25 protein-coding genes are annotated in these 22,520 nt (G+C 68.1%); 12 read left to right on the plus strand and 13 right to left on the minus strand.

From position 1 onward, the window contains the following. Positions 1 to 172 precede the first annotated feature (172 nt). Entirely contained in the window at positions 173 to 1,036 is an 864-nt protein-coding gene (locus HGG74_RS09100; RefSeq protein WP_168486040.1) for a hypothetical protein, read from the plus strand. 21 nt (positions 1,037 to 1,057) lie between these two features. Here the strand turns inward: HGG74_RS09100 and HGG74_RS21930 are convergent, their stop codons facing one another. Beyond that, on the minus strand, positions 1,058 to 1,180 hold the full coding sequence (locus HGG74_RS21930; protein ID WP_281356107.1) for a hypothetical protein: 123 nt from the start codon (positions 1,178 to 1,180) through the stop codon (positions 1,058 to 1,060). Between the two features lie 443 nt (positions 1,181 to 1,623). Between HGG74_RS21930 and HGG74_RS09105 the strand changes: the two genes are divergently transcribed. Then, positions 1,624 to 2,148, plus strand: a complete 525-nt coding sequence (locus tag HGG74_RS09105; protein WP_168486041.1) for a hypothetical protein — start codon at positions 1,624 to 1,626, stop codon at positions 2,146 to 2,148. Positions 2,149 to 2,324: 176 nt separating this feature from the next. On the opposite strand, the gene HGG74_RS09110 is transcribed toward HGG74_RS09105, so the two are convergent. Further along, positions 2,325 to 2,969, minus strand: coding sequence for a response regulator (locus tag HGG74_RS09110; protein WP_168486042.1), 645 nt, complete (start codon positions 2,967 to 2,969; stop codon positions 2,325 to 2,327). Continuing rightward, complete coding sequence (locus HGG74_RS22130; protein ID WP_168486043.1) at positions 2,963 to 4,375, minus strand: sensor histidine kinase; 1,413 nt, start codon at positions 4,373 to 4,375, stop codon at positions 2,963 to 2,965. The genes HGG74_RS09110 and HGG74_RS22130 overlap by 7 nt, the downstream gene beginning before the upstream one ends. A gap of 224 nt (positions 4,376 to 4,599) precedes the next feature. Here HGG74_RS22130 and gluQRS point away from each other — a divergent pair, with 224 nt between their 5' ends. From gluQRS to HGG74_RS09135, 4 genes are all read left to right on the plus strand, one after another. Beyond that, positions 4,600 to 5,535: a tRNA glutamyl-Q(34) synthetase GluQRS gene (gene gluQRS / locus HGG74_RS09120; protein WP_312856797.1), complete on the plus strand. Its 936-nt coding sequence runs from the start codon at positions 4,600 to 4,602 to the stop codon at positions 5,533 to 5,535. 153 nt (positions 5,536 to 5,688) lie between these two features. Continuing rightward, positions 5,689 to 6,096 carry a TM2 domain-containing protein gene (locus HGG74_RS09125; protein WP_168486045.1) on the plus strand — a complete coding sequence of 136 codons (408 nt, stop codon included), beginning with the start codon at positions 5,689 to 5,691 and terminating at the stop codon, positions 6,094 to 6,096. A gap of 138 nt (positions 6,097 to 6,234) precedes the next feature. Next, on the plus strand, positions 6,235 to 6,612 hold the full coding sequence (locus tag HGG74_RS09130; protein ID WP_168486046.1) for a hypothetical protein: 378 nt from the start codon (positions 6,235 to 6,237) through the stop codon (positions 6,610 to 6,612). Between the two features lie 191 nt (positions 6,613 to 6,803). After that, on the plus strand, positions 6,804 to 7,079 hold the full coding sequence (locus HGG74_RS09135; protein ID WP_168486047.1) for a hypothetical protein: 276 nt from the start codon (positions 6,804 to 6,806) through the stop codon (positions 7,077 to 7,079). A gap of 21 nt (positions 7,080 to 7,100) precedes the next feature. Here the strand turns inward: HGG74_RS09135 and HGG74_RS09140 are convergent, their stop codons facing one another. The 6 genes from HGG74_RS09140 to HGG74_RS09165 all read right to left on the minus strand — a co-directional run bounded on the left by HGG74_RS09140 (position 7,101) and on the right by HGG74_RS09165 (position 11,688). After that, positions 7,101 to 8,210 carry a glycosyltransferase family 4 protein gene (locus HGG74_RS09140; RefSeq protein WP_168486048.1) on the minus strand — a complete coding sequence of 370 codons (1,110 nt, stop codon included), beginning with the start codon at positions 8,208 to 8,210 and terminating at the stop codon, positions 7,101 to 7,103. 6 nt (positions 8,211 to 8,216) lie between these two features. Then, positions 8,217 to 8,930, minus strand: coding sequence for a PspA/IM30 family protein (locus HGG74_RS09145; RefSeq protein WP_168486049.1), 714 nt, complete (start codon positions 8,928 to 8,930; stop codon positions 8,217 to 8,219). Positions 8,931 to 8,951: 21 nt separating this feature from the next. Further along, positions 8,952 to 9,599: a hypothetical protein gene (locus HGG74_RS09150; RefSeq protein ID WP_168486050.1), complete on the minus strand. Its 648-nt coding sequence runs from the start codon at positions 9,597 to 9,599 to the stop codon at positions 8,952 to 8,954. 132 nt (positions 9,600 to 9,731) lie between these two features. After that, complete coding sequence (locus tag HGG74_RS09155) at positions 9,732 to 9,938, minus strand: cold-shock protein (protein WP_168486051.1); 207 nt, start codon at positions 9,936 to 9,938, stop codon at positions 9,732 to 9,734. A 416-nt stretch (positions 9,939 to 10,354) separates the two neighbouring features. Further along, positions 10,355 to 11,185 carry an aldo/keto reductase gene (locus tag HGG74_RS09160; protein ID WP_168486052.1) on the minus strand — a complete coding sequence of 277 codons (831 nt, stop codon included), beginning with the start codon at positions 11,183 to 11,185 and terminating at the stop codon, positions 10,355 to 10,357. Positions 11,186 to 11,256: 71 nt separating this feature from the next. Next, on the minus strand, positions 11,257 to 11,688 hold the full coding sequence (locus HGG74_RS09165; protein WP_205761644.1) for a hotdog fold thioesterase: 432 nt from the start codon (positions 11,686 to 11,688) through the stop codon (positions 11,257 to 11,259). A gap of 69 nt (positions 11,689 to 11,757) precedes the next feature. Here HGG74_RS09165 and HGG74_RS09170 point away from each other — a divergent pair, with 69 nt between their 5' ends. Then, complete coding sequence (locus HGG74_RS09170; protein ID WP_168486053.1) at positions 11,758 to 13,005, plus strand: alpha-hydroxy acid oxidase; 1,248 nt, start codon at positions 11,758 to 11,760, stop codon at positions 13,003 to 13,005. A 187-nt stretch (positions 13,006 to 13,192) separates the two neighbouring features. On the opposite strand, the gene HGG74_RS09175 is transcribed toward HGG74_RS09170, so the two are convergent. Next, a complete protein-coding gene (locus HGG74_RS09175; RefSeq protein WP_168486054.1) occupies positions 13,193 to 15,178 on the minus strand; it encodes a fibronectin type III domain-containing protein in 1,986 nt (661 codons plus the stop codon). A 119-nt stretch (positions 15,179 to 15,297) separates the two neighbouring features. Then, on the minus strand, positions 15,298 to 15,591 hold the full coding sequence (locus tag HGG74_RS09180; protein ID WP_168486176.1) for a DUF503 domain-containing protein: 294 nt from the start codon (positions 15,589 to 15,591) through the stop codon (positions 15,298 to 15,300). A 188-nt stretch (positions 15,592 to 15,779) separates the two neighbouring features. Here HGG74_RS09180 and HGG74_RS09185 point away from each other — a divergent pair, with 188 nt between their 5' ends. After that, the gene (locus HGG74_RS09185) at positions 15,780 to 16,475 is read left to right on the plus strand and encodes an NUDIX hydrolase (protein ID WP_205761645.1); all 696 of its coding nucleotides are present in this window, start codon (positions 15,780 to 15,782) and stop codon (positions 16,473 to 16,475) included. Between the two features lie 54 nt (positions 16,476 to 16,529). Here the strand turns inward: HGG74_RS09185 and HGG74_RS09190 are convergent, their stop codons facing one another. Further along, positions 16,530 to 17,171: a PadR family transcriptional regulator gene (locus HGG74_RS09190; RefSeq protein WP_168486056.1), complete on the minus strand. Its 642-nt coding sequence runs from the start codon at positions 17,169 to 17,171 to the stop codon at positions 16,530 to 16,532. Positions 17,172 to 17,341: 170 nt separating this feature from the next. Between HGG74_RS09190 and HGG74_RS09195 the strand changes: the two genes are divergently transcribed. The 3 genes from HGG74_RS09195 to HGG74_RS09205 all read left to right on the plus strand — a co-directional run bounded on the left by HGG74_RS09195 (position 17,342) and on the right by HGG74_RS09205 (position 20,891). After that, on the plus strand, positions 17,342 to 18,436 hold the full coding sequence (locus HGG74_RS09195; protein ID WP_168486057.1) for an aromatic ring-hydroxylating oxygenase subunit alpha: 1,095 nt from the start codon (positions 17,342 to 17,344) through the stop codon (positions 18,434 to 18,436). Positions 18,437 to 18,463: 27 nt separating this feature from the next. After that, on the plus strand, positions 18,464 to 19,477 hold the full coding sequence (locus HGG74_RS09200; protein WP_168486058.1) for a PDR/VanB family oxidoreductase: 1,014 nt from the start codon (positions 18,464 to 18,466) through the stop codon (positions 19,475 to 19,477). A 79-nt stretch (positions 19,478 to 19,556) separates the two neighbouring features. Next, a complete protein-coding gene (locus HGG74_RS09205; protein ID WP_246262781.1) occupies positions 19,557 to 20,891 on the plus strand; it encodes an MFS transporter in 1,335 nt (444 codons plus the stop codon). A 68-nt stretch (positions 20,892 to 20,959) separates the two neighbouring features. Here HGG74_RS09205 and HGG74_RS09210 read toward each other — a convergent pair whose 3' ends face one another. Next, the gene (locus tag HGG74_RS09210) at positions 20,960 to 21,289 is read right to left on the minus strand and encodes an antibiotic biosynthesis monooxygenase family protein (protein WP_168486060.1); all 330 of its coding nucleotides are present in this window, start codon (positions 21,287 to 21,289) and stop codon (positions 20,960 to 20,962) included. A gap of 287 nt (positions 21,290 to 21,576) precedes the next feature. Between HGG74_RS09210 and HGG74_RS09215 the strand changes: the two genes are divergently transcribed. Beyond that, a complete protein-coding gene (locus tag HGG74_RS09215; RefSeq protein ID WP_168486061.1) occupies positions 21,577 to 22,455 on the plus strand; it encodes a LysR family transcriptional regulator in 879 nt (292 codons plus the stop codon). Positions 22,456 to 22,520: the final 65 nt, after the last annotated feature.

The raw sequence follows: 22,520 nt of genomic DNA on the forward strand, positions 1-22,520 counted from the left end.
CCGCCGCATCCACTGCCGCTGCAGTACCTGCGCGGGAATGCACACCGCTGCGGGTGCCTGACGACTACGGACTCTGCCGGCCCGGGTAGCTGAAGATGAATTAGCCGGTCTGCGGGTCACAGGGTGAGTGGGTGGACGCCAATCGGGCCTGACCGCCCTTTAGGATGAAGCCATGATCCAGCTGAGCCGCCTGCGTGGATTCCTTGACTCCGACCGTATCGAGTACGGTCTGGCCTCCAGCGCGGCCGTCGGCGCGCTCAGCCTCGTGGATCCGGCCCGGCTCTCACCCGGAAGGCGCTTCCTGCTGCGCGCTGCCGCAGCAGCCGTCACCGGGGCGACCTTCCTGATCCCGCTGAACAAGAGCCCGGTCCTGGCCTTCGAGCCCGCAGCCAAGGCCGGCTTCACCGCAGGGATGGCGGGCCTGACCTTCGGTGTGGCCGACCTGGGCGAGGCGGTGGACGGGCGCATCCAGGACTGGCTCCGCAGCCGCGGCATCCGCCGCCCGCGCGCGGTGATGGCCGCCGCCGGAGCCGCCATGACGTTCCTGGTGTTCCTGGCCGACCGTCGGACACGTCCGGCCGTGCCGGAGGAGATCGGGGACCAGGAGCCCCGGCTGGTCGAGCTGGATCCGGCCGTGCGGGAGTTGGTCGAGGGGATGCTCGGGTACACCCAGGACTACGGGGCACCGGTCCTGCGGGCCCAGCTGGCCGTGGCCAAAGAGGAGGCCTGGGACGGGCCGGAGGGCTTCAGCTCCATGGTCGACTTTGCCGTCGGCCAGGAGGTGCCCCGGGTGGTTCCGCACAACTTCACGTTTCCGGTCCGGGCGCGCTTTACCGGCCCGTCCGGGGCGCCCCTGCAGGCAGAGCTCGGCATCGAAGGCGGCCTGCTCCGCTCGCTCCTCGTTGACGTGGTCCTCGACGTGGAGGAACCCGAAGGCCCCGACGGCGCGGACCCGCTGGAGGGCCTTGCCTCCTGGCCGGCCCCCGGTGACGTCACCTACGTCATCGAAACCGCGGACGCGGGAACCCAACGCTAGCCACAGGAGCCCCGAAGCCGCTTACGGCACCATCATGACCAGGAGGTTTCCGCCGAGCTCGAGCGTGACGGCCTCGGCGGGAGGCACAACGGTGGAGCAGCCGGCGGCCCAGCCGGTCTCATCCCCGGCACGGTCGATGACCACGCAGACATCGGTACCAGGGGAAGTCCGTGCGCGGCGGTCATAAGATCCGGATCAACTGCCGCCTGGATTGCAGTTGTGGCAGTGCTTGCCTCCAGAGCCCCGGCGAGGCCGAACAGGTGCCCGGTGGCTGGCTCGCCCAACTGCAGGGTCTGGGCCAAGTGTGTGCGAGGGGCACCGTTTAGGCTTTTGAACGCCTGAAGGGGGTCTCACAGTACTTTTTTATGCCTACTCTGAATGCAGGCAGGCGGGAGGGGGCTTACCGCACGTTCAGGGGCATCAGGCCTGGAACACTGCTCGACAGATCAGTAGGACGCCTCCGTCATTGCTGATCGGTTCAGACGGTTGCGGGGTCCGCAGCCAAGACAACAATGGCAGCGGATGCATTCATCCCTGCCCTTTTATAACAGGACGCCCTCATCAGGGCATGGATATTGGGGAATACCATGAACAAAGGAATACTGACCGGCGTCGCGGCTACCGCGTTCGCGGCAACGCTGGCGCTGGCGGCACCGGCTGCCGCGGCAGTCACATTCGATCCGGGCACCGGCCAAGGGTTCGTCGGCAAGGGTGATGTGCAGCTGGCCTTCAGCTGGAATAACAGTCAGTTGCAGAGCAATGCCTCCGGACTCTCGTTCACGTACGAGTCCGAAACCACTTACGACGCGGTTTGTGAGTGGGTGACCGGGGAGGGGAAGAAGGGTCAAAAGACCCACACGGTGCCGCAGAAGAAGAAGACTTCCTTGGAGAGCACTGTCGTTTACGAAGCCCGCACCAAGAACCAGATCACCGGATTCACGCTCACCGGGATTGGATCGACAACAACTACAGGTACCGTTCCCACTGTTGGAGGGGGATGCATCGGCGACGGTGCGAATGGCACGTACATTTCGGTGACGGAGGTTGGCAACGGAAGCGGTGGCCTGTACGTCAACCACAACGGCCTCGGACTGTCCTCACTGCTTCAGTAAAGCCCGCCCGTCCAAAGGCAATGGTGCACGGCGGGTGCGGACGCGGTGTTGTCCCCCGGACTTCGGAGTTGTCCGCCTTCTACAACATCGTCACCGTCGTCCTGGCGCAGTCTTGACACGTGGTCGAACCCCAGGGGTGTGAGGGGTCCCGCGGCCGTCGGCCGCGGGACCCCTCGCTATTCCCTCAGCACGTGGAAGGCGCTCTCCCGGTCCTTGACCCGAAGTTTGCGCAGGACCGTTGAGACGTGGACGCGGACCGTGGTCGGGGAGACGAACAGCTTGTTGGCGACATCCTCCGTGGACAGCCCCTGGGCGAGGAGTTCCATCACCTCCCACTCCCGGGGACTCAACTTGGCGGCAGCCGCCGATTTCCGGCGCAGGACCCTTCGGCTGGGCGCCCTGAACTCCTGCAGGATGCGCGTGACGAGCGCGGGGGACATCGCAGCCTCGCCGGAGAGTACCCCGCGCAGGACGTCGGCCAAGGCGGCCGGGTCCGTACTCTTGAGCAGGTACCCGGAAGCTCCTGCCCGCAGAGAGTCGAAGAGATCCTCGTCATCAGCGGACTGGGTGAGCATCACGACGGCGGCCTCGGGCAACGCCCGGCTGATCTCCTGAGCTGCGTAGATCCCGTTGCCGGGCATACTGATGTCGAGCAATACCACGTCAGGACGGTGTTCCATCGCGAGCTGGATCGCTTCCTGGGCGGTGGCTCCCTCACCGCACACCTCCCAGTCGCCTGCTTCCAGCGCCTGGCGGACCTTCCCGCGGATCCAGGCATGGTCGTCGGCCATCACCACCCGAAGCCGGTGCTGCTCTACCACGTCACCATCACCACGCTTCCTTCCCCCGGCCGTGACGTCACCTCAAGGGAACCGGGCAAGGTCCGGGCCCAGTCCCGCATGCTGATCAAACCATAGCCTGCGTCGGCGCCTGCGGCACCGGCGACGTCGAAGCCCGTGCCGTCATCCTGTATTACCAGGCGCCGTCGGCCACCGTCCCTGCTTAGGCGCGCGCACAGATGACCGGCGCGGCCATGACGCACTGCGTTGGCCACTGCTTCGCGGGTGATGCGCAGCAACGCATGTTGCTGCTCCGTGCTGGTTTCGATGGAGTCGTCGGCCTCGACCTCCAGGCGGACTTGGTACCTTTGGGACAGCTCCCGCGCCGTTCGCTGCAGGACGAGACTCAGGGGTTCATCCACGTCACGGCCAAGGGCATGCACCGCAGCACGAGCCTCGTCCAGCGCCCGATCGCAGGCGGCGAGGATCCGGGCCCTGGCCGGGAGATCAGGCGGAAGGGAGGAGCCTTCCATCCGCAGCAACGCAAGCTCCTGGATGGCCCCGTCGTGCAGCTCGCGGGCGAGCCGTCGCCGGTCCTCAAGCACAGCCACCCGGGAGTAAGCGTCCCAGTACTGCCTGATCTCACGGCTGGCCCCGAGCAGCAGCAGAACGTAGAAACCGGTCCGCAACAAATCTCCGGTGTAGAACCAGTCCGAGTACAGCGAGGGGAACAAAGCGTAGTTGACGCGGGCGAAGGCGGCCAGGGCGCAAGCCGGGCCGAGCCAACGCAGCAGCGGATCGGCGCGATCGGCCGCGCGCAGGGTGAAGCCGATGGACGCCACGAAAAAGCACAGCGCCGCGGCGCTTTGGGCGGCCAGGAACATTGGATGGACGGCAAGCAGCGTAGGTTGCATGGCCGCGTTCACAGATTGGTCGAAAGCCACGGACAGCTGGAACCGCCCCGCCCACAGGGCCGCGGACGTCACAACGAGGATTGCCGCGGGCACGGCCACCGCCCACACCCCCGACCTGAATGGCGCCTCCCGGGCCGGGCTCACCAGTGCGGCGACCGCGACAAGGACCGCACCGATTAGCCTGAGCGTCAGGGGCAGCCAGACGTCGAGGATTCCGTCGCTATCTTCGCTCAACGACCCGGTCACCCAGGACAGGCCCGTCCCGGCAACCGCCAGGAGCACCAGGCTTTGGGCGAGCAGCAGGTCCTGCAGCTTGCGGCGGCGCACGAACCGTCCGGCCAGCAAATACGCGACCAGCAAGGCCACGCAGGCATCCACCGAGTCCACCACCAGATGCAAAGACGGACTGCGGTACCCGAACAGCACGTGGGGGCTCCACACCACGAGGCCGGTCACGATGAGCCCGACCGCCCATCCTGCCAATGTCAGCCGGACGGCACGCCCAAGGCTTCCCTCATCGAGGCGGTCGTCCACCCGGCTGCGGTCTCCTCACCATGCCAAAATACGAAGAGCCCAGTTTCCCGGACTCACTTCACACCTAGCTTATCCGCAGCGTTAGGCACCCGAGTGCCTCCCCAGCTTCAGGAAAAGACAAGATAAAGCCGCACCGGCCATGCATGCCTGATTCCGTTCCGGCTGCCGTGGACGGACACTACGGGCTTTGTCCCCGCCCCGCCGCCGCCCAGTACGCTGGGGGAGTGAACCCTGTTGAGCCTGCCGGCGCCGGGCGCTTTGCCCCCAGCCCCTCCGGCGACCTCCACCTGGGCAACCTGCGCACCGCCATGCTGGCCTGGCTCTTCGCCCGCAGCACCGGACGGCGCTTCCTGCTCCGGATCGAGGACCTGGACCGGGTCCGCGCCGGGGCCGAGCACCGGCAGTTGGCGGACCTGGCTGCCCTCGGTTTGGCCTGGGACCCGGAGGTGGTACACCAGTCGGCCCGCATCGACGGGTACCTGCAGGCCGTCGAGGAGCTGCGCGGCCACGGCCTGGTCTACGAGTGCTACTGCACGCGCCGCGAAATCCTCCATGCGCCTACCGCCCCGCATGCCCCGCAGGGCGCCTATCCGGGTACCTGCCGGAATCTCGGCGAGGACGAGCGCGAGGAACGCCGCCGCGGCCGCCCCGCGGCGCTGCGGCTGCGCGCGGACACCGACCACTTCACCATCCGGGACCAGCTGCACGGCTACTACACCGGCATGGTGGACGACATGGTGCTGCTGCGCAACGACGGCGTGCCCGCCTACAACCTCGCCGTCGTCGTGGACGACGCCGCCCAGGGCGTGGACCAGGTGGTGCGCGGGGATGATCTGCTCAGTTCCGCGCCGCGGCAGGCCTATCTGGCCGGCCTGCTCGGGTTGCCGGCGCCCCGGTACGCCCACGTGCAGCTGGTGCTGAACTCCGAGCACCGCCGGCTGGCCAAGCGCGACGGCGCGGTGACCTTGGGGGAGCTGGTGCGGCGCGGCCTGAGCACCGACGACGTCCGGGACGCCCTGCTGGCGTCGCTGGGGCTTCCGGCCGGTCCGCTCGAGGCGGCGCTGGCAGTTTTCGACCCCGCAGCGCTGCCGCGGGAACCGTGGATCTACCACGGGGAACTGACCGGCGACGACGGCGCCGGGGTGCTGCGCGGCGCCTGAGTCCCCGGGTGCACGGGACCGGGCGGCTTACCGGGGAGCCGAGCCGGCCGATTGGTACGTGTGGCAGAACCTGCGGAAGGGTACAGACCATGCCGTGCCGTGCCGTACCTGAGGGGCCCGGCCCTTCCGCCCAACCCCACGGAAGGCAGCACCATGTCAGATTCAGGTTCCTTTTCCGACCATTCCTCGTCAGGGCAGTCCGCGCCCCAGCCGCCGGCTGGCGGTTACCCGCACCAGCCCGGGTACCCGACCCAGCCTGGCTACCCGCCGCCCGGACAGTACGCTAACTACCCCTACGACCAGCAGTACGGCGGCTACGCTGCGCAGCAGAAGTCCAAGATTGCCGCCGGTCTGCTGGGCATCTTCCTCGGCGGCCTGGGCATCCACCGGTTCTACCTGGGCTACACCACCATCGGTGTCATCCAGCTCGTCCTGACCGTCCTGCTCGGACTGTTCACCTTTGGGCTCGTGGGCCTGTGGGGCTTCATCGAAGGCATCATGATCCTCTGCGGTGCCCAGAGCTTCAGGACCGACGCCAAGGGCATCCCGCTCAGGGACTGACCGCCCACCGGGCAGACCTGCGGCCGGGCGGAGGCAGCGAGCCTCCGCCCGGCCGCCGTGCATCGGCAGGGATTTCCCAAGGCGTACCGGGTAGCTTCGGATCCGGGACGAGCAGCATGCGATCCGTGAGGAATGCCGATGAGCTCCACAGCGCCGTTTTTCCTGCTGACCGGGTTGGACCTGGCCACCATGATTCCCTACCTCCTGCTGGTGTGCGCCTACGTCCTGAGGCTCTTTGCCGTCAGGCGCTCGCGGCAGCGTTACCGGCTGACCGGGGTGATGTGGCTGATGCTCTGGCCTGCCCTGGCCCACATCGGCGTGGGCATCATCCGGGACGCCGCCGTCGGCCGCTACGGCTGGCCGGACGTGCTGGCTCCGGTGCTGCTGGGTTTCCTGTGGCACCGGATCTACCGCGACCTGCGGCGCGGCGGCGAGGACCACGAGTTCCGCGGATTCGGCGGCCGGCTGAAGCTGTGGCTGGGCCTTCCGGCACCGGCCGCGGCGGGCACCGCCTGACGACGGCGGCAGCGGCTTCGGGCTTTCCGCGGCCAAATGCCTGTCCTGCCGTTTACACCGTTGCCGGGACGGGGCTAGATTGGTGGCTCGGTCAGCAACCTTGGTATTGGGTAGGGGCGGGCCTTTCCGGCTCCGCCATCCGCCGGAACACAGGGCTGGCCGCCAAGTGCGAATGGCAAAGGAGCAGGACCATGACCCCCCATCCGAAGCAGCCCCTGACCGACGACAGCATCAGGGTCCGCCAGCTCAGCCACTACCAGTTCAGCTGGATTGCCGGCGATCCCGGCCAGCCGGGTACCTGGACCCTGCAGTTGGTCCTGGACGAAGGGGCCTGGGAGGAAGTACTGACCATCGATGCCGACGACGCCGACAACCTGCAGGATCTGCTCTCCACGGCCGGCACCGTCTTCTACGACATCGGCCGTCAGACGCTGATGTTCGGCACGGTCGCCCCCGGCAAGGGCTAAGGTGCGCCGCAGGGCCGGAGGTTACCGAGCCAGGATGCGGCGGACTTCCTGCAGGAAGATGCCGTTGACTTTGTCCTGGCTGTACCGCTGCCGGATGGTGGCGGCGGCCTTGTTCCGCAGGACGTCCAGGTCCGGGCCGTTCTCCGCGGCCCGGCGCAGGCACTGCCGCAGGCTGGCGGCCGAGGGCTCGGCCCACCGCTGGCCCTGGAAGTTCGGCCACTCGGCCGCGGCCTCCTCCGGCACGTCCACCAGTTCGTAGTCGACGAGCAGGGAGTTCGATGCGTCCATAAAGTCCAGCTGTCCGCCCCAGCCGGTGCCAATGGTGACCAGGCCGCAGGCCATGGCCTCCATGAACGGCCGTCCCCAGGCTTCCCCCCGGGTCGGCAGCACGAATGCGTGCGAACCGGCGTACAGCCGGCGCAGCTCCGCGGCCGGCAGCGGCCGGGACAGCAGCCGGATGCGGGGCGGGTTCCGGGGCCGCACCGCCTTGACCATGGACTCGATGCTCCCGGCGATGTCGTAGCCCATCCTTTCCCCGAACGGATCGGCACGGATGGCAAGCTCGACGTCGTCGTTGCCGCTGAATTCGGCAAGGTAGGCCTGCAGGAGGACATCCCACCCTTTCCGGTACTGCCAGCGGAAGACCGACAGGAACTTGAACGGGCCGTCGCCGCGGTAGGGCCGGGCGTGGGTGTCCAGCCAGGCCGGTTCGACGGCTTCCGGCACGACGTGCAGCTTTTCCGGCGGGACTCCCGCGGCTGTGAACGTGCGGGCGTTGAACTGCGAGGGGACCCACACCTCGTCGACGGCGGCTGTCCGGTCCAGCCAGGCAGCGGGGACCGAGTCGGTTTCGAACATCGCCCGCCACACCACGGTGCCCGAAAGGTTTTCCCAGCCGCGGTCGTGCCAGGGTAAATGGACGATGCTCAGGTCCGCTGCGGGGACGGGGCCGTCCGGGCGCTGCCGGCCTGCTTCCGGCCCGGGCTCTGCGCCTTCGTCCGGGACCGTTATCTCGCGCACCTGGAATCCGTGGTGCTGCAGGCATTGGACGAAGCTGCGGGCTTCGATCGCCAGCCCGCTGTGGCCCTTGAAGCGGCCCCGCCACTCGATGTATTTCGGGTTCTCAGCCACTCACGTTCATTCGACGCGCCCGTCCGTTCCGGTCCCGCCCCCGGGCGGATCCATCCGCGCCTTCAGCCGCGACAGTTCCGCGTCGGCCGTCAGCCTGGTCTCGAGTTCCTCGAAGGCTTCGCGAACCAGGGGCGAGTGCGGGTCGGACCAGGACAGCTCTTCGCGCGCCTCGGCCAGTGCCCGAAGCTGCCGGATCTCCCGCTCGGCAGCCGCGCTGGCCGAGCGGGCATCGGCCGCTTCCTGCCCGGAGGCGCGCAGTGCTTCCTGCATGCCCAGCGCTGCCTGAGCGGCCCCGTGGTCGGCCTTGAGCGCCAGATAGTGCAGCCGGGCCTCCTCGATGCGCTGCTCCAGCCGCCCCAGCGTCTGCTCCAGACCGCGCAGCTGCACCTCGAGCGCCCCCTGCCTGGCGCCGAGTGCCTCCTGCCGCTTGCCCGCGGCGAGTGCGCCCCGCAGTGCCTCGCGGGCGGCGTCGTCGTCCCCGGCGGCGACGGCGGCTGCGGCCTGGCGGTTGAGCGACTCCGCCTCGGCGGCGGCCTGCTCGGCCAGCAGCTGGACGCGGCGGCGGTTGGCGGCGACGTCGGCGGTACTCCGCCGGGCCGACTCCAGCAGGTCCAGCTGCTGCTGGTAGCTGGCGTCAAGGCGCTGCAGGGGATCCGGGACCTCCGCAGCGTCGGTGCGGGTGGAACGGAAGATGGCGCTGAAACGGCGGCGGATGGACATGGCAGGCCCGCTGTCCTGTCCTTACTGTTCTTCCGCGTACCGGCGGACGGTGGCGGCCCGCGCACCGGTTCGGGCGGTATAGCTGTGGTTCCAGGTCCGCAGGGCGTCGGCCTCAAGGGCAAGGTGCCGGCTGGCACGTTCGAGCTGCGCGTCGCCGATCGAGTCGCCGGCCAGCAGCAGCGTCTGCCGCAGTTCAGCGGCCAGTGCTGCCGCGCGCCGGACCTGCTCGTCCAGCCTGCCGGCCAGGATCCTCTTCAGCGCCGGGTCGGGTTCGCGTTCGGCCAGCCGCAGTTGTTCGTCCAGCGTGCGCTCGGCCCGGGCCAGGGTGGCGGCGACCGCCGGCAGGTCGCCGGCTGGCCGGCCATGCGTGCCGGCCGCGGCGAGGGTCCGTTCCGTCGCCTCGGCCGAGCGGTGCAGCATCAGGCGCAGCCGGGCCAGCCGCCGTCCGGCGTCGTCGGCAGCCAGGGACCGGACGGTGAGCCGGCCCTGCCGCCACCCGTTGCGGAGCCGGCGGGAACGTTTGATCCGGCGGACCACCAGCCAGGTGGACAGGACCGCGGCCATGCCGAAAACCAGCAGGACCGTGCCACCCAGCAGCATAAGTCCACCGAGCACCTCGGCGGCACTCTCGCTGACACTGTCCATGGCGGCTGCATTCACTCCGGGCATGCAACCAGTGTGCCCCGGAACGCCGTCCGGAAGCCAGCGGGAGTGCAGACGCAAACGCGGGCCGGTCCCTGTTCGCAAAGGGACCGGCCCGCGTCGCCGATCAGGTCAGGGCACAAGGCCCTTCATGATGTTTTAGAGGCCGCGGATGTTGGCAGCCTGCAGGCCCTTCGGGCCCTGGGTGACCTCGAACTCCACCTTCTGCTCTTCGCGCAGTTCACGGTAGCCGCCGTTGGACTCGATGGCGGAGTAGTGGGCGAAGACATCGGCGCTGCCGTCGTCGGGCGCAATGAAGCCGAAGCCCTTTTCGGAGTTAAACCACTTCACGGTTCCAGTTGCCATTTTGTGCTCCTTCTGAAGCTCTTATCCCGGCCGCGGTTTTCGCGGTCCGTTTGCAGCGGTGTTCTTGACCGCCGTTCAGAGAAGCACAAGCCCTTCGGTGAAGGATCCTGTTGCTAAAAATCAAATGCGCAACACAACAACTACGCGCTCAACTGTACAGTACTTTTCCGCAATAGCCATATCCGGCCCGTTCCCCCACAGCTCCCGGTGCGGCGATGGAGCATTCAGGAACCGCGCGAGCTGGTCTTCAAGGCCTTCATCGACCCTGGCCAGCTCAGCGCCTGGTTCGGCCCGGTGGGGCCGGCTTCAGGGACCAGACGCACGAGGGCTGGGAAAGCTCCTTCACCAGGCTGGACGCGCTGCTGGTGCGGGCCTGGCGGCACCCGTGGCCTGACGGGCAGCCGGCCGGGCAGCCGTTACAGCTGGCTGACGTTCAGCGTTGCCGGATCGGACCCGAGCCGGTTGCCGGCTTCGAGCCCGGTCACGGCCTCGATCTCCTCCGCACTGAGCCGGATGTCGACGGCGGCCAGGTTCTCGGCCATCCGCTCCCGGCTGACCGTCTTCGGGATGGCCATGTAGCCCTGGGCCAGCTCCCAGGCGAGGACGATCTGCGCCGGTGTGGCCCCGTGCCTGGCCGCCAGGGCGGTCACGGCCGCGGCAGCCAGGTCGGCGCCGCGGCCGAGCGGGCTGTAGGCCTCCACGGCGATGCCGTGTTCCCTGCTCCACTCCGCTACCGCATGCTGCTGCAGGCTCGGATGCAGCTCGATCTGGTTCTCGGCCGGCACCGTGTCCGCCGCCGCCAGCAGCGTGGCCAGATGCTCGGGCAGGAAGTTCGCAACCCCCACGGCCCGCGCCAGGCCTTCATCGACGATCTGCTCCAGCTCGTGCCAGGCGTGCACGTACAGGTTCTGCGCCGGCACCGGCCAGTGGATCAGGTACAGGTCCACATAGTCCAGGCCGAGCTCGCGCAGGCTGTTTTCGAACGCCCGGCGCGCGGTGCGCTGCTCGCCGTTGCGCAGCTTGGTGGTGATGAAGACTTCCTGCCGCGGCAGGCCGCTGGCCCTGACTGCGGCACCGACCCCCGCCTCGTTGCGATAGGCGGCCGCGGTATCAATGTGCCGGTAGCCGGCCTCCAGGGCGGCCTCCACCGTCCGCTGGGTTTCCTCCGGCGGCACCCGGCCCACGCCGAAGCCAAGCTGCGGAATGGCGACGCCGTTGTTCAGCCTGATCAGCGGAACGTTGGCCATGGCGGGGACCCTTCGCTCGTAAGACGGTTCCTGCCCCTAGCCTAAGATCCGCATCGGCGGACTGCCAGTGCCTATTTCTTGGGCACCAGGACCCCGAAGACCCGCATTTCGGCCAGGTGCTGGCCGTCCTGGTCGTGGATGCTGATGTCCACGATGTTGTTGCGGCCAAAGCGCGTGCGTTCGATGCCGGTGGCCACCAGCCGGGCACCGGCACCGCCAGGGGCAATATAGGTGATTTCCGCCTGCCGGGATACCGAGGGAGCCCCCATCGATTCGCACACGAAGGCGAAGCAGGTGTCGCCCAGGGTGAACAGGTAGCCGCCATGCAGGATGTGGTGGCCGTTCAGCATGGACTCCTGGACGTCCATCGCCATGACCACGCGGCCTTCCTCGGCCTCGACCACCTCGATGCCCAGATGCTGGGACGACTTGTCGAAGGAGTAGCGGTGGCGGATAAGCTCCTCGACGCTTCCGAAGTTCTCGGTGGCGGGGGAAGTGGTCACGGTGTCCTCCGGTAATGTGTGCTGCGTCTCCACCTAACGGTAACCGAGATGCCAACCGAGCGAGGTTCCATGAGCACAAGCCCCGACCCCTACCTGCCGCCGGCCCTGAGGCGCCGGGTGCCGAAGCCGGCGGAACTGGCCCCGCTGATGCAGTTCAAGAAACCGGCCATCGGGACGGCGGCCAGGCTGCGCCGGGCCAACACCATCGGCGACTTGCGGACGATCGCCAAGCGCCGCACGCCCAAGGCGCCCTTCGACTACACCGACGGCGCGGCCGAAGCGGAGATCACCCTGGCCCGGGCCCGCCAGGCCTTCCTGGACCTGGAATTCCGGCCCGGCATCCTGCGCAACGTCAAGGACGTGGACCTGCGCACCGACATCCTGGGCAAGTCCGCGGCCCTGCCCTTTGGCATCGCGCCCACCGGCTTCACCCGGATGATGCAGTCGGAGGGCGAGTACGCCGGATCCCGGGCCGCCGCGGCGGCAGGCATCCCCTACACCCTCTCCACCATGGGCACTGCCTCCATCGAGGACGTCACCGCTGCCGCACCCACTGGCCGGAACTGGTTCCAGCTGTACCTGTGGACGGACCGCGAGCGGTCGCTGGCCCTGGTCGACCGGGCCGCCAAGGCCGGTGTGGACACGATGATGGTCACCGTGGACACACCCGTGGGCGGGGCACGGCTGCGCGACGTGCGCAACGGCATGACCATCCCGCCGGCGCTGACGCTGAAGACACTGCTGGATGCCTCCTACCGTCCGGCCTGGTGGTTCAATTTCCTGACCCACGAGCCGCTGTCCTTCGCGAATCTTTCCCGCTACTCCGGCACGGTCACCGAGCTGATCAATTCCATGTTCGACCCGACCCTGAGCTTCCAGGACCTGGACTGGCTGCGCAGCACCTGGAAGGGAAAGCTGGTGGTCAAGGGCATCCAGACCGTCGACGACGCCAAGCGAGTGGTGGACCACGGCGCGGACGGGATTGTGCTTTCCAACCATGGCGGCCGGCAGCTGGACCGGGCGCCGGTGCCGCTGCACCTGCTGCCGGATGTGGCGGCGGCGCTGAAGGGCAGGACAGCGATCATGCTGGATACGGGCATCATGAGCGGCGGGGACATCGTGGCTGCGCTGGCCCTCGGCGCCGATTTCACGCTGGTCGGCCGGGCTTACCTGTACGGGCTGATGGCCGGCGGCCGCGCCGGGGTGGACCGGGCGATCGACATCCTGCGCACCGAGGCGGCGCTGACCATGCGCCTGCTCGGCGTGAACAAGGTGGCGGACCTGAATCCGGACCACGTGCGCCTGCTCGGCCGCTAAGCCGGCTGATCACGGCAGCGGGTCCCGCCTTCAGTGAAGGCGGGACCCGCGTTGTCAGGGACAGGAGCGCCCCTGGAGTGGGGCGCGAGGGCCCCGCAAGTGAGCGGCCAGGGGTCGCCGTGCGCGAAGCGTGCGGGGCAGGCTACGAACGGGCGGCGGAGCCGACACAGCGGGAGCGCCCCAATCCTTACCGCCTGGTGGCAGCCACCGTCACGGAGCCTCCGGCGGAGGACGTGATGGTGATCCTCGTCGTGTAGGCCGCGCCCGAGTTCCTGGTCCGGATGGTCCAGCTGCCGTCGGCGGCGACCGTGGCGGAGCCGATGGTAGCCCCCGTCGAGTTCTTCGCCGTCACCGTGTTGCCGGTGGTCACGCTGGCACTGCCGCCGATCCGCCATTCGCGCCGGTCGGAGCGGTACTCGGCCGTGGCCGTCAGCTGATCGGCCGGAGTCACGGTCGAGGACGCCCCGGACCCGAAGGTGGCTGCCGGGCTGTCACCGCCGGCACTGGTGGCAACCAGGTTCAGCGTGTAGGTGGTGCCGTTGGTGAGCCCGGTCAGCACGGCACTCCTGCCCGCGGCGTCGGTGGTCGTGGAGACCGGGTCCCCGGCTGCCGGCGTGGCGGTCAGCTTGTAGCCGGTGATCGGCGTATTGGCTGCCGTGGACGGCTGCCATTCCACCGTGGCGCTGCCGTTGCCGGGAAGGACCCGGACCACGTTCGGCGCCGACGGCGCCTCCAGTACCGGTGCGGCAAGGGTGTACGTCGCAGCAGGGCTGGCCGTTTCGCCGGCCGCGCTCAAGGCCGTCACCACGAAGCCGTACTCGGTGCCGGGGGTCAGTTCCTCAAGCGTGGCGGAAGTGGCTCCCGGCCCGGCCTCGGTGGAGTCGGCGACCGTGTCCCCGGACATTGCCTCAACCCGGTAGCCGGTGACCGGAGTACCGTTGGCCGATGCCGGCGTCCAGCTGACCGTGGCCGTTCCGGCGAGCTCGCCGTCCCGGACCTCCACGTCGGTTGCCGCCGCGGGAGCAGTGGGTTCGCCTGGCGCGTCCGCGCTGACCATGACGCTGCCGCCGCTGGCCGGCGCACTGGACTGGCCGTTCAAGGCCACGACCTTGATTGGGTAGGCCTGGCCGTTGACCAGGCCGCGGAGGGTGGCGGAGGTGGCTTCCGCGCCCACCTTGACGCTGACCTCCTGGCCCAGTTCCGTGTCCTCGGCAATGAGCTGGTAGCCGGTGACGGCCGGTGCGTCCGCCGGAACCGTGGCCGGGCTCCAGGTGGCCTTGATGCTGCCGTTGCCGGCTGCGCTGGCAAACACATTGCCTGGCTGGTTCGGAGCCTGGCCTGAGGGGCCTGCCGGACAGCCGCCGAAGCCGGGTCCGTCAATCTCCTTGAACTCGGAGATGGTCAGGCCCAGCTGCGCCTCAATGCCCACGGGCTCTGCCTGCCAACTGGCCACGGAGGGATCCCCGGCGAAGGCGGTATCGCGCTCTTCCTCGGAGAAGAAACCGTAGGTGACGGTGAATTCCCCGTTGTCGGCCGAGCCGTCCACCGTGTAGGTGGTGGGAGCTTCATCCGTGGGCCAGCCGAGGGCACGCTCGCCGATGTTGGTGTCGCGCATGTCGGGGTTGACGATTTCGACCTGCATGCGTGCCGTATCCACGCCTTCGCCGTAGGTGCCCTTGATGACAACCTGGTGCTCGGCGTCGCCGGCTTCCGGTGTGGCCTCGTCGTTGGTCTCCACCGAGGTAATGACAGCGGTGCCCGCGATCGCACCGTCGCTGCTGCCATCGTCGAACTCCACGGTGACCTCGTCGGTGCCCTGGATGTTCGGGGTCACCACGTCCCAGCAGACGCCGCCGGGGTGGTTCACCTCGAGGAAGCCGGTGTCGTCGACGACGCCGCGGGCGATGCCGATCAGGTTATCCCCGCGCGTGACCTTGATGGTGGCATTCTGGCCGGTCTGGGCCGCGTAGCCTTCGATGGCGACCATGTCCCGCTTGGTGAAGATTTCAATGTTGCCCGGGCCCGTGGGCGGGTTGGCGGCAACGACCATGGAGGCACCGCCTGCAACAAGGGCGACGGCGGTGCCTCCGGCGATCAGTCCTGGTCGCATCCTGCTGCGCCCTTCGGGTGATCGGGCCATGGCTGCCCGGGTGATGCGGAGCTTTTTCCTCATCACGCATCCTTTCGTGAACGGAGCTTGGCACTCCAGAGGATTTCCGCGGGGAGGAGCCCCCACGATGCAAGGATGCTCGGGTGATCTTGTGAAGATCTTGGACCGGTCTGCAGCCGGCGTTAGTCCTCCGAGGAAAGGAGCCGGCGCCGGGCCCCCAGCAGGTCCACGCCCGGGCGGTACGCCACGTAGCCTTCGACGGCGTCGAGCACCTCCACCAGGTGCGCGCGGTCGGCACCGACCAGCCCGACGCCGATGGCCGCCCGCCGGTACAGGTCCTGATGGCCCACCTCGGCCACCGAAACGTCGAAGCGCTTGCGGACCTCGGCAATGACGGGACGCACCACCGAACGCTTTTCCTTCAGCGAGCGGACGTCCCCCAGGAGCAGGTCGAATTCGATCCAGCCGATCCACATGGCCATGCGCCACCCTTGCACATCACCACCCCGGGGCGCCAGAGCCCCACCATGGGAAACACAATGGAAAAACCGGATGGCATTGGCAGGCGTTTCCTTTCCGGCTTTTGCGGACCGGGGACGTGGATCCGCGGTACGGTCGACGGGACGGATATCTGCCTGTGCAGGACGGAGGAACAATGCCCGCGATGGACGCTGCCGCTACGGTGGTCCTGCTCCGCGACGCCCCGGAGGGACCCGAGGTGCTGCTGCTGGAGCGGCCGCGCGACACCGGGTCCTTCGCCGGCGCCTGGGTTTTCCCCGGCGGCAGGGTGGATCCGGAAGACTATGACGACGGCGCTCCCGCGGACGGCAGTGCCGGCAACGGCACCGGCGCGGGGGAGCGCGAGCTGCCGGCCGCGCGCCGGGCGGGCGTGCGGGAGGTCCGGGAAGAGACCGGCCTGGAGCTGGATCCGGCCGCACTCGTGGAACTGTCCTGCTGGATTCCGCCGGCCCAGGCACCCCGGCGCTTCCACACCTGGTTCTTCGTCGGCCAGGCCTCGGACGGCACTGTCGTGCTGAACCCCGGCGAACATGTGGCCCACGCCTGGCTCACGCCTCGGGAGGTGCTGCGCCGGCACGGCGAGGGAGAGTTGCTGCTGATGCCGCCCACCTGGGTGACGCTGCACGGGCTGCTGCAGGCCGCCTCGGTGGACGCGGTGCTGGCCCAGGCCCGGCGGAGCCGGCCCGCAGTTTTCCGCAGCCGGATGTTGGACGATGCCGGCGGAGCCCGGATCATTACCTGGTCCGGCGACGCCGACTACGAGCCGGGGCAGGCGCCGCCGTCGGGCCGGAACCGGCTGGTCATGACCCGCCTGCCCTGGGTTTACGAACGCACCTCTTAGAGTGGGGTGTGAGGGTCCCGCTGTGGCGGCGGAGCCGACACTGCGGGAGCACCCCTAGAGTGGGGTGCGAGGGTCCCGCTGTGGCGGCGGAGCCGACACTGCGGGAGCACCCCAATCTTCGTACAGCTCATCCACCAGGGCCAGCCCCTGTCGGGCCCACTGGATCTCCTGCTCCGCCCGGGCCACCAGCCCTTGGTAGGTGAACCGCTTGAACGCCGTGGCTGCCCGGTGCTCGCCTGCCGGCAGGGTGGCCAGCCGGCGGTTGAGCATCTCGCTGTTGCCCGTGTCGATCTCGCGGATCTTCTCCTCCCACTGTGCCTTGCGCGCCTGGTAATGCTCCTCGTGGGCGTGCAGCTGGCGGCGGGCCGCTTCCGGTTCGGCCCATTCCAGGTAGGCCGCCTTCAGGTGCATCGGGTCCCGCTCGCGGCTGTACTCAAGGGTTGAGTTCATCCAGTCCCGGAACGCGGCGATGCCTGCCTCGGTCACGTGGTACTCGGTCTTGCGCCCTCGCTGGCCCCAGGGCACTTCTCTGCCTACCAGCAGCCCGTCCTTCTCCATCTTGCGCAGCTCGGGATAGATCTGCGAGTCCGGGGCATGCCAGACGTAGCCGACGGAGGACTCGAACTGCTTGTACAGGTCGTAGCCCGTCATCGGCTCGACGGTCAGCAGCGCCAGGAGCGCGGCGCGCAGGCTCATGCGGAGCTCCCAAGGTCCGGTGCGGCAACAGCCGGCAGAGAAGTGTTGCCAATCACTATATCGATAGATAATCTGTGACTGAACACACTAACTATGTGCATAGATAGTTAGTGAACCCAGCTTTCCGCCGCCGGCACCGCCGGCAGTCCTGCACTTGGGAAGGAACAACCGTGACAGCAGTCCAGACCCGCAGCACCACCACCAACAAGACCCTTGGCCATCCTCTGAACGCCTGGTATGTGGCCGGCTGGGACCATGAGGTCACCCGCAAGCCGCTGGCCCGGAAGATCGCCAACCGGCCGCTGGCGCTCTACCGCACCGAGGACGGCAAGGCCGTGGCCCTTGCGGATGCCTGCTGGCACCGGCTGGCCCCGCTGTCCATGGGCAAGGTGGTGGGCCGGGACGAGATCCAGTGCCCGTACCACGGCATCCGCTACAACTCGGCCGGCCGCTGCACCTCCATGCCGGCGCAGGAGACCATCAATCCCTCCGCCGTCGTGCCGTCCTTCCCGGTGGTGGAGCGCCACCGCTTCGTCTGGGTCTGGCTTGGCGACCCGGCGAAGGCGGACCCGGACCTCGTTCCGGACATGCACCAGATGGACCACCCGGAGTGGGCCGGCGACGGCGAAACCATCTACGCCCCGTGCAACTACCAGCTGGTCCTGGATAACCTGATGGACCTGACCCACGAGGAATTCGTGCACTCCTCGTCCATCGGCCAGGACGAACTGAGCGAATCCGACTTCGTGGTCAGCCACGACGGCAACACGGTCACGGTTACGCGCTGGATGCTCAATATCGACGCCCCGCCCTTCTGGCTCAAGAACATGCGGGACAAGTTCCCCGGCTTCGAGGGCAAGGTGGACCGCTGGCAGATCATCCACTTCGAGGCGCCGTCGACCATCCGCATCGACGTCGGCGTCGCCAAGGCCGGCACCGGCGCCCCCGAGGGGGACCGTAGCCAGGGCGTCAACGGCTACGTCATGAACACCATCAGCCCGGAGACGGACAAGACCTGCCACTACTTCTGGGCCTTCATGCGCAACTACTGCCTGGACAGCCAGCTGATCACCACTCAGCTGCGCAACGGCGTCCACGGCGTCTTCGGCGAGGATGAGGCCATGCTCAAGGCCCAGCAGGAGGCTATCGACGCCAACCCGGACTACGAGTTCTACAGCCTGAACATCGACGCCGGCGGCATGTGGGTGCGCCGGCTGATCGAGCGGATGCTGGTGGCCGAAGGCCGCCTGGCGGCGGCGCTGTAGGCGGCCGGGAAACCTGAGGGGAACACCATGGCAGCAACCAACACCGAAGTCTGGCAGTCGGCCAGCGTCCTGGCCGTGGCCGACGTCGCCGCGGACATCGTCCGGATCGAACTGGCGCCGTCGATGCCGAAGAAGGCCGACCCGGGATCACACATCGACCTGATGGTCACCATCGACGGCGAGCAGCAGAAGCGCTCCTACTCGGTGGTCGAATCCAGCGAGGACGGCACCCGCCTGGTCATCAGCGTCTTCAAGGCCCCGGCCTCCCGCGGCGGGTCCGTCTTTATGCACACCCTGAAAGCCGGGGACAGCCTGCGCATCACCCAGCCGCTGCAGAACTTCCCGCTGCGCGTCGGGGCCGAACGCTACGTGCTGCTGGCTGGCGGCATCGGGATCACCGCGATCATGAACATGGCCTCGGTGCTGCGCAACGTCAAGGCGGACTACACGCTGGTCTATGCCGGCCGGAACCGGACGGCCATGGCCTACCTGGACCAGCTGCGCGAGCTGCACGGGGAGCGGCTGGTGGTCCATGTGGACGAGGAGGACGGCATCCTGGACGTGGCCGGCCTCGTGGCGGGGCTGGATCTGGCCACCGAGCTGTACATGTGCGGGCCGATCCGGCTCATGGACGCGGTCCGCCGGGCCTGGACCGAACGCGAACTGGAGGCGCCCAACCTGCGCTACGAGACCTTCGGCAACTCCGGCTGGTACGACCCGGAGGAATTCCTGGTCCGCATCCCGCGCCTGGGCGTGGAGGCCAAGGTCGGACAGGGCCGGTCCATGCTCGAGGCGCTCGAGGACGCCGGCGTGGACATGATGTTCGACTGCCGCAAGGGCGAGTGCGGACTCTGCGAGGTGCGCATCCTGGACCTGGCCGGCACCATCGACCACCGCGACGTCTTCTACAGCGAGCGCCAGCAGCGCTCCGCCGCGAAGATGTGCTGCTGCGTCTCCCGTGCCGTCACCACCGAAACCGGGGCCAGGGCCGACGCCGACCCGTCCCGCGGGCCCGCCGTCGTCACCATCGACGTCTCCTGAGCCTTGACCACTACTGCACACAAGCCACCGAAAGACTGAAACACCAATGGAACTGCGTGACAGCATCAACCGTTCGAGGATGTCGCCCTATCAATGGCTCATTGTCGGACTCTGTGTCCTGCTGAATGCCCTCGACGGGTTCGACGTCATGGCCATGGCCTTCACGGCCACCAGTGTAACCAATGATTTCGCGCTGAGCGGCGCCGAACTCGGGCTGCTCCTGAGCGCCGGCCTGGTAGGGATGGCGGTCGGTTCCCTCGTGCTGGCGCCGTTCGCCGACATCGTGGGCCGGCGGCCGATGATCCTGGCTTCCGTGGCGCTGGCCGCCGCCGGTATGTTCCTGTCCTCGCTGGCCCATTCGCCGGTTGAGCTCGGGCTGTGGCGCGTGGTCACGGGCCTGGGCGTAGGCGGCATCCTGGCCTGCACCAACGTGATTGCCAGTGAGTACTCCTCCGACCGCTGGCGCGGCTTGAGCATCGGCATCTACACCGCTGGCTACGGTGTCGGCGCCACCTTGGGCGGCATGGCGGCTGTGTCGCTGCAGAGCAGCTACGGGTGGCGCTCGGTCTTCGTCTTTGGCGGGATCGCCACTGCCGCGGCGCTGGCGCTGCTGGCCGCACTGCTGCCCGAATCCGTGGACTTCCTGTTGACCAGGCGTCCGCGCAACGTCGTGGAGCGGCTCAACCGAATCGCCCGCCGCATCGGCCAGCCCCCGGTAGGCGTCCTGGCCGAAGTTCAGGCAGGTAGGCTTGGTGCCGGACCGGGCAACTCGGCCAGGAGCCGCAACACGGTCGGTGACCTGCTCACGCCGGCAAACCGCCGTGCCACGCTGCTGATCTGGCTGGCATTCTTCGCCACGATGTTCGGCTTCTACTTCGTCAACAGCTGGACCCCGAGGCTGCTGGTTGAAGCAGGCATGACGGAACAGCAAGGCGTCGTCGGCGGCCTGATGTTGACCTTGGGCGGTACCTTCGGCTCCATTCTCTACGGGGTGCTGGCGACGAAGTGGAGCAGCCGGGGCGTATTCACCGGCTTCGCGGCCCTTTCCGCGGTGTCCATGGTCCTGTTCATTAGCTCCGCCGGCGTGCTGGCCCTGGCCTTCGCCGCCGGCGTCGCCGTGGGCATGCTCATCAACGGCTGCATCGCCGGCCTCTACACGATCACTCCATCGCTCTACGCAACCGGGGCGCGCAGCACCGGCGTGGGATGGGCAATCGGCATTGGGCGCATCGGTGCAATTGTCGCCCCGATGATTACCGGTGCCCTCCTGGATGCGGCGTGGACCCCGGTCCAGCTCTACCTCGGCGTCGGCGCCGTAGTCCTGATCGCTGCGGCTGCCGTGCGGATGCTGGGACCGTCAACGGTGAATGCTCCGGTTCGGGAACCGGAGCTGGCCGAGGTGCCCGGAAAATAGCGGCCCGGTGATGGAAGGTGGCGGTGCCTGTCAAGGCGCCGCCACCTTCTGTACCGAAGTCCTTCGGGCTAGCCCGCGTTGCCGGTGCTGCCGCCGGCGATCTTGTAGCTCCAGAGCTCGGAGGACATGCCCACCGGTTTCTGCGCCGGCGCCCCGCCGGATTCCTGCGCGTGGCCCTGGGCGAAGGCCCGGGACTTCTGCCACGCCTCGAAGGACTCCTCGTCGCGCCAGCGGGTCACCACCAGCCAGGTGTTGCGGTCGTCCGTGGGCTGCAGCAGCTCGAAGCCCTCGAAGCCGTCCTGGTTGTCCACCGCACCGGCGCGGGCGGCGAAGCGCTTGGCGAGCTCGTCGCCGGAGTCGGCGGGAACGGTAATGGCATTGATCTTGATAATGGTCATGGGCCCATTATGCTCTGCGGCCCTCGGCGGGTCAGGAGAGTCCCTGTGCGGGGCGCCGGCTGCACGCTCGCCTCTGCCTACTTCCTCTTCGGCCGCAAAAGGTAGCGCCCCTCCCCGTTGACGACGTAGAAAGCGCCCTTCTCAGGCCTGAAAAGGGCCGTATCCGCCCCGTCAACTCGGGATCCGGGCCGGCAGAAGTTCCGGGAACTCAAGTTTGCGGGGGAGAAGTCGGCGCGCATGGTTTCATATGACCATAGACACCATCCATCCGGCCGGAGGCTCTGACGTTGGACCTGAACCTGCTGCGGACCTTCATCTCCGTCTACGAGACCGGCAGCCTTACCCGCACGGCCCAGGCCATGTTCGTCACCCAGCCCTCGGTCAGCCACGCGCTCTCGCGGCTGCGCCGCGAACTCGCCGACGACCTCTTCGTCCGCGGCGGCGGCCGGATGGAGCCCACCCCGCTGGCCGTTGAGCTGTACCCGGTCTTCAAGGAGTCCGTCGGCCGGATCGATTTGGCCGTGGACAGCGTGCGCAGCTTCGATCCGGCCACCTCCACGCACCGGTTCCGGCTGGCGCTGTCGGACCTGGGCGAACTCGGGTTCCTGCCGCAGATCCTCAAGCGGGTCTCCCGGGAAGCGCCGCTGGTGGAGATCGACGTCGTGCCGATGGAGATCGAACTGCTCGCCGAGTGGCTGACCAAGGGGAGCGTGGACGCCGCGATCGCCTCCTGGCCGATCCGCGGCGCCTTCAACAGCACGCTGCTCAAGGCCGAGAAGTACGTCTGCCTGCTGCGCGCCGACTACCCGCTTAGCAACGGCGCGATCACGCTGGAGCAGTTCGCCGAAGCCGGCCACGCGATCGTCGCCAGGACCACCGGGCACCAGCTGCCGGAAACAGTGATGGATTCCCTCGGCATCGTCCGCCGGGCCACGGTCACCGTCCACCATTTCGCGGTCCTGCCGCACATCGTCTCCGAATGCAACCTCGTGGCCATCGCGCCGGAGAGCATGGCCCGCGGCTGGCTGCAGAAGTGGCCGCTGAAGACGGCGGAGCTGCCGTTCGAGGTGCCCGCGCTGGAGGTGACGCTGCACCTGCGGACCGCGGAACGCGAATCCCCGGCCCTGGCTTGGTTCCAGCGGACGGTGCTCGACGCCCTCCGTTAAGCCTTCATTAGGCGCATCTATTCAGGCTAGAGAGAATATTCAGTAGCCGCATGCCTTCGATGTTC

Origin of the sequence: Arthrobacter mobilis (assembly GCF_012395835.1) — a bacterium.
GTDB lineage: Bacteria > Actinomycetota > Actinomycetes > Actinomycetales > Micrococcaceae > Crystallibacter > Crystallibacter mobilis.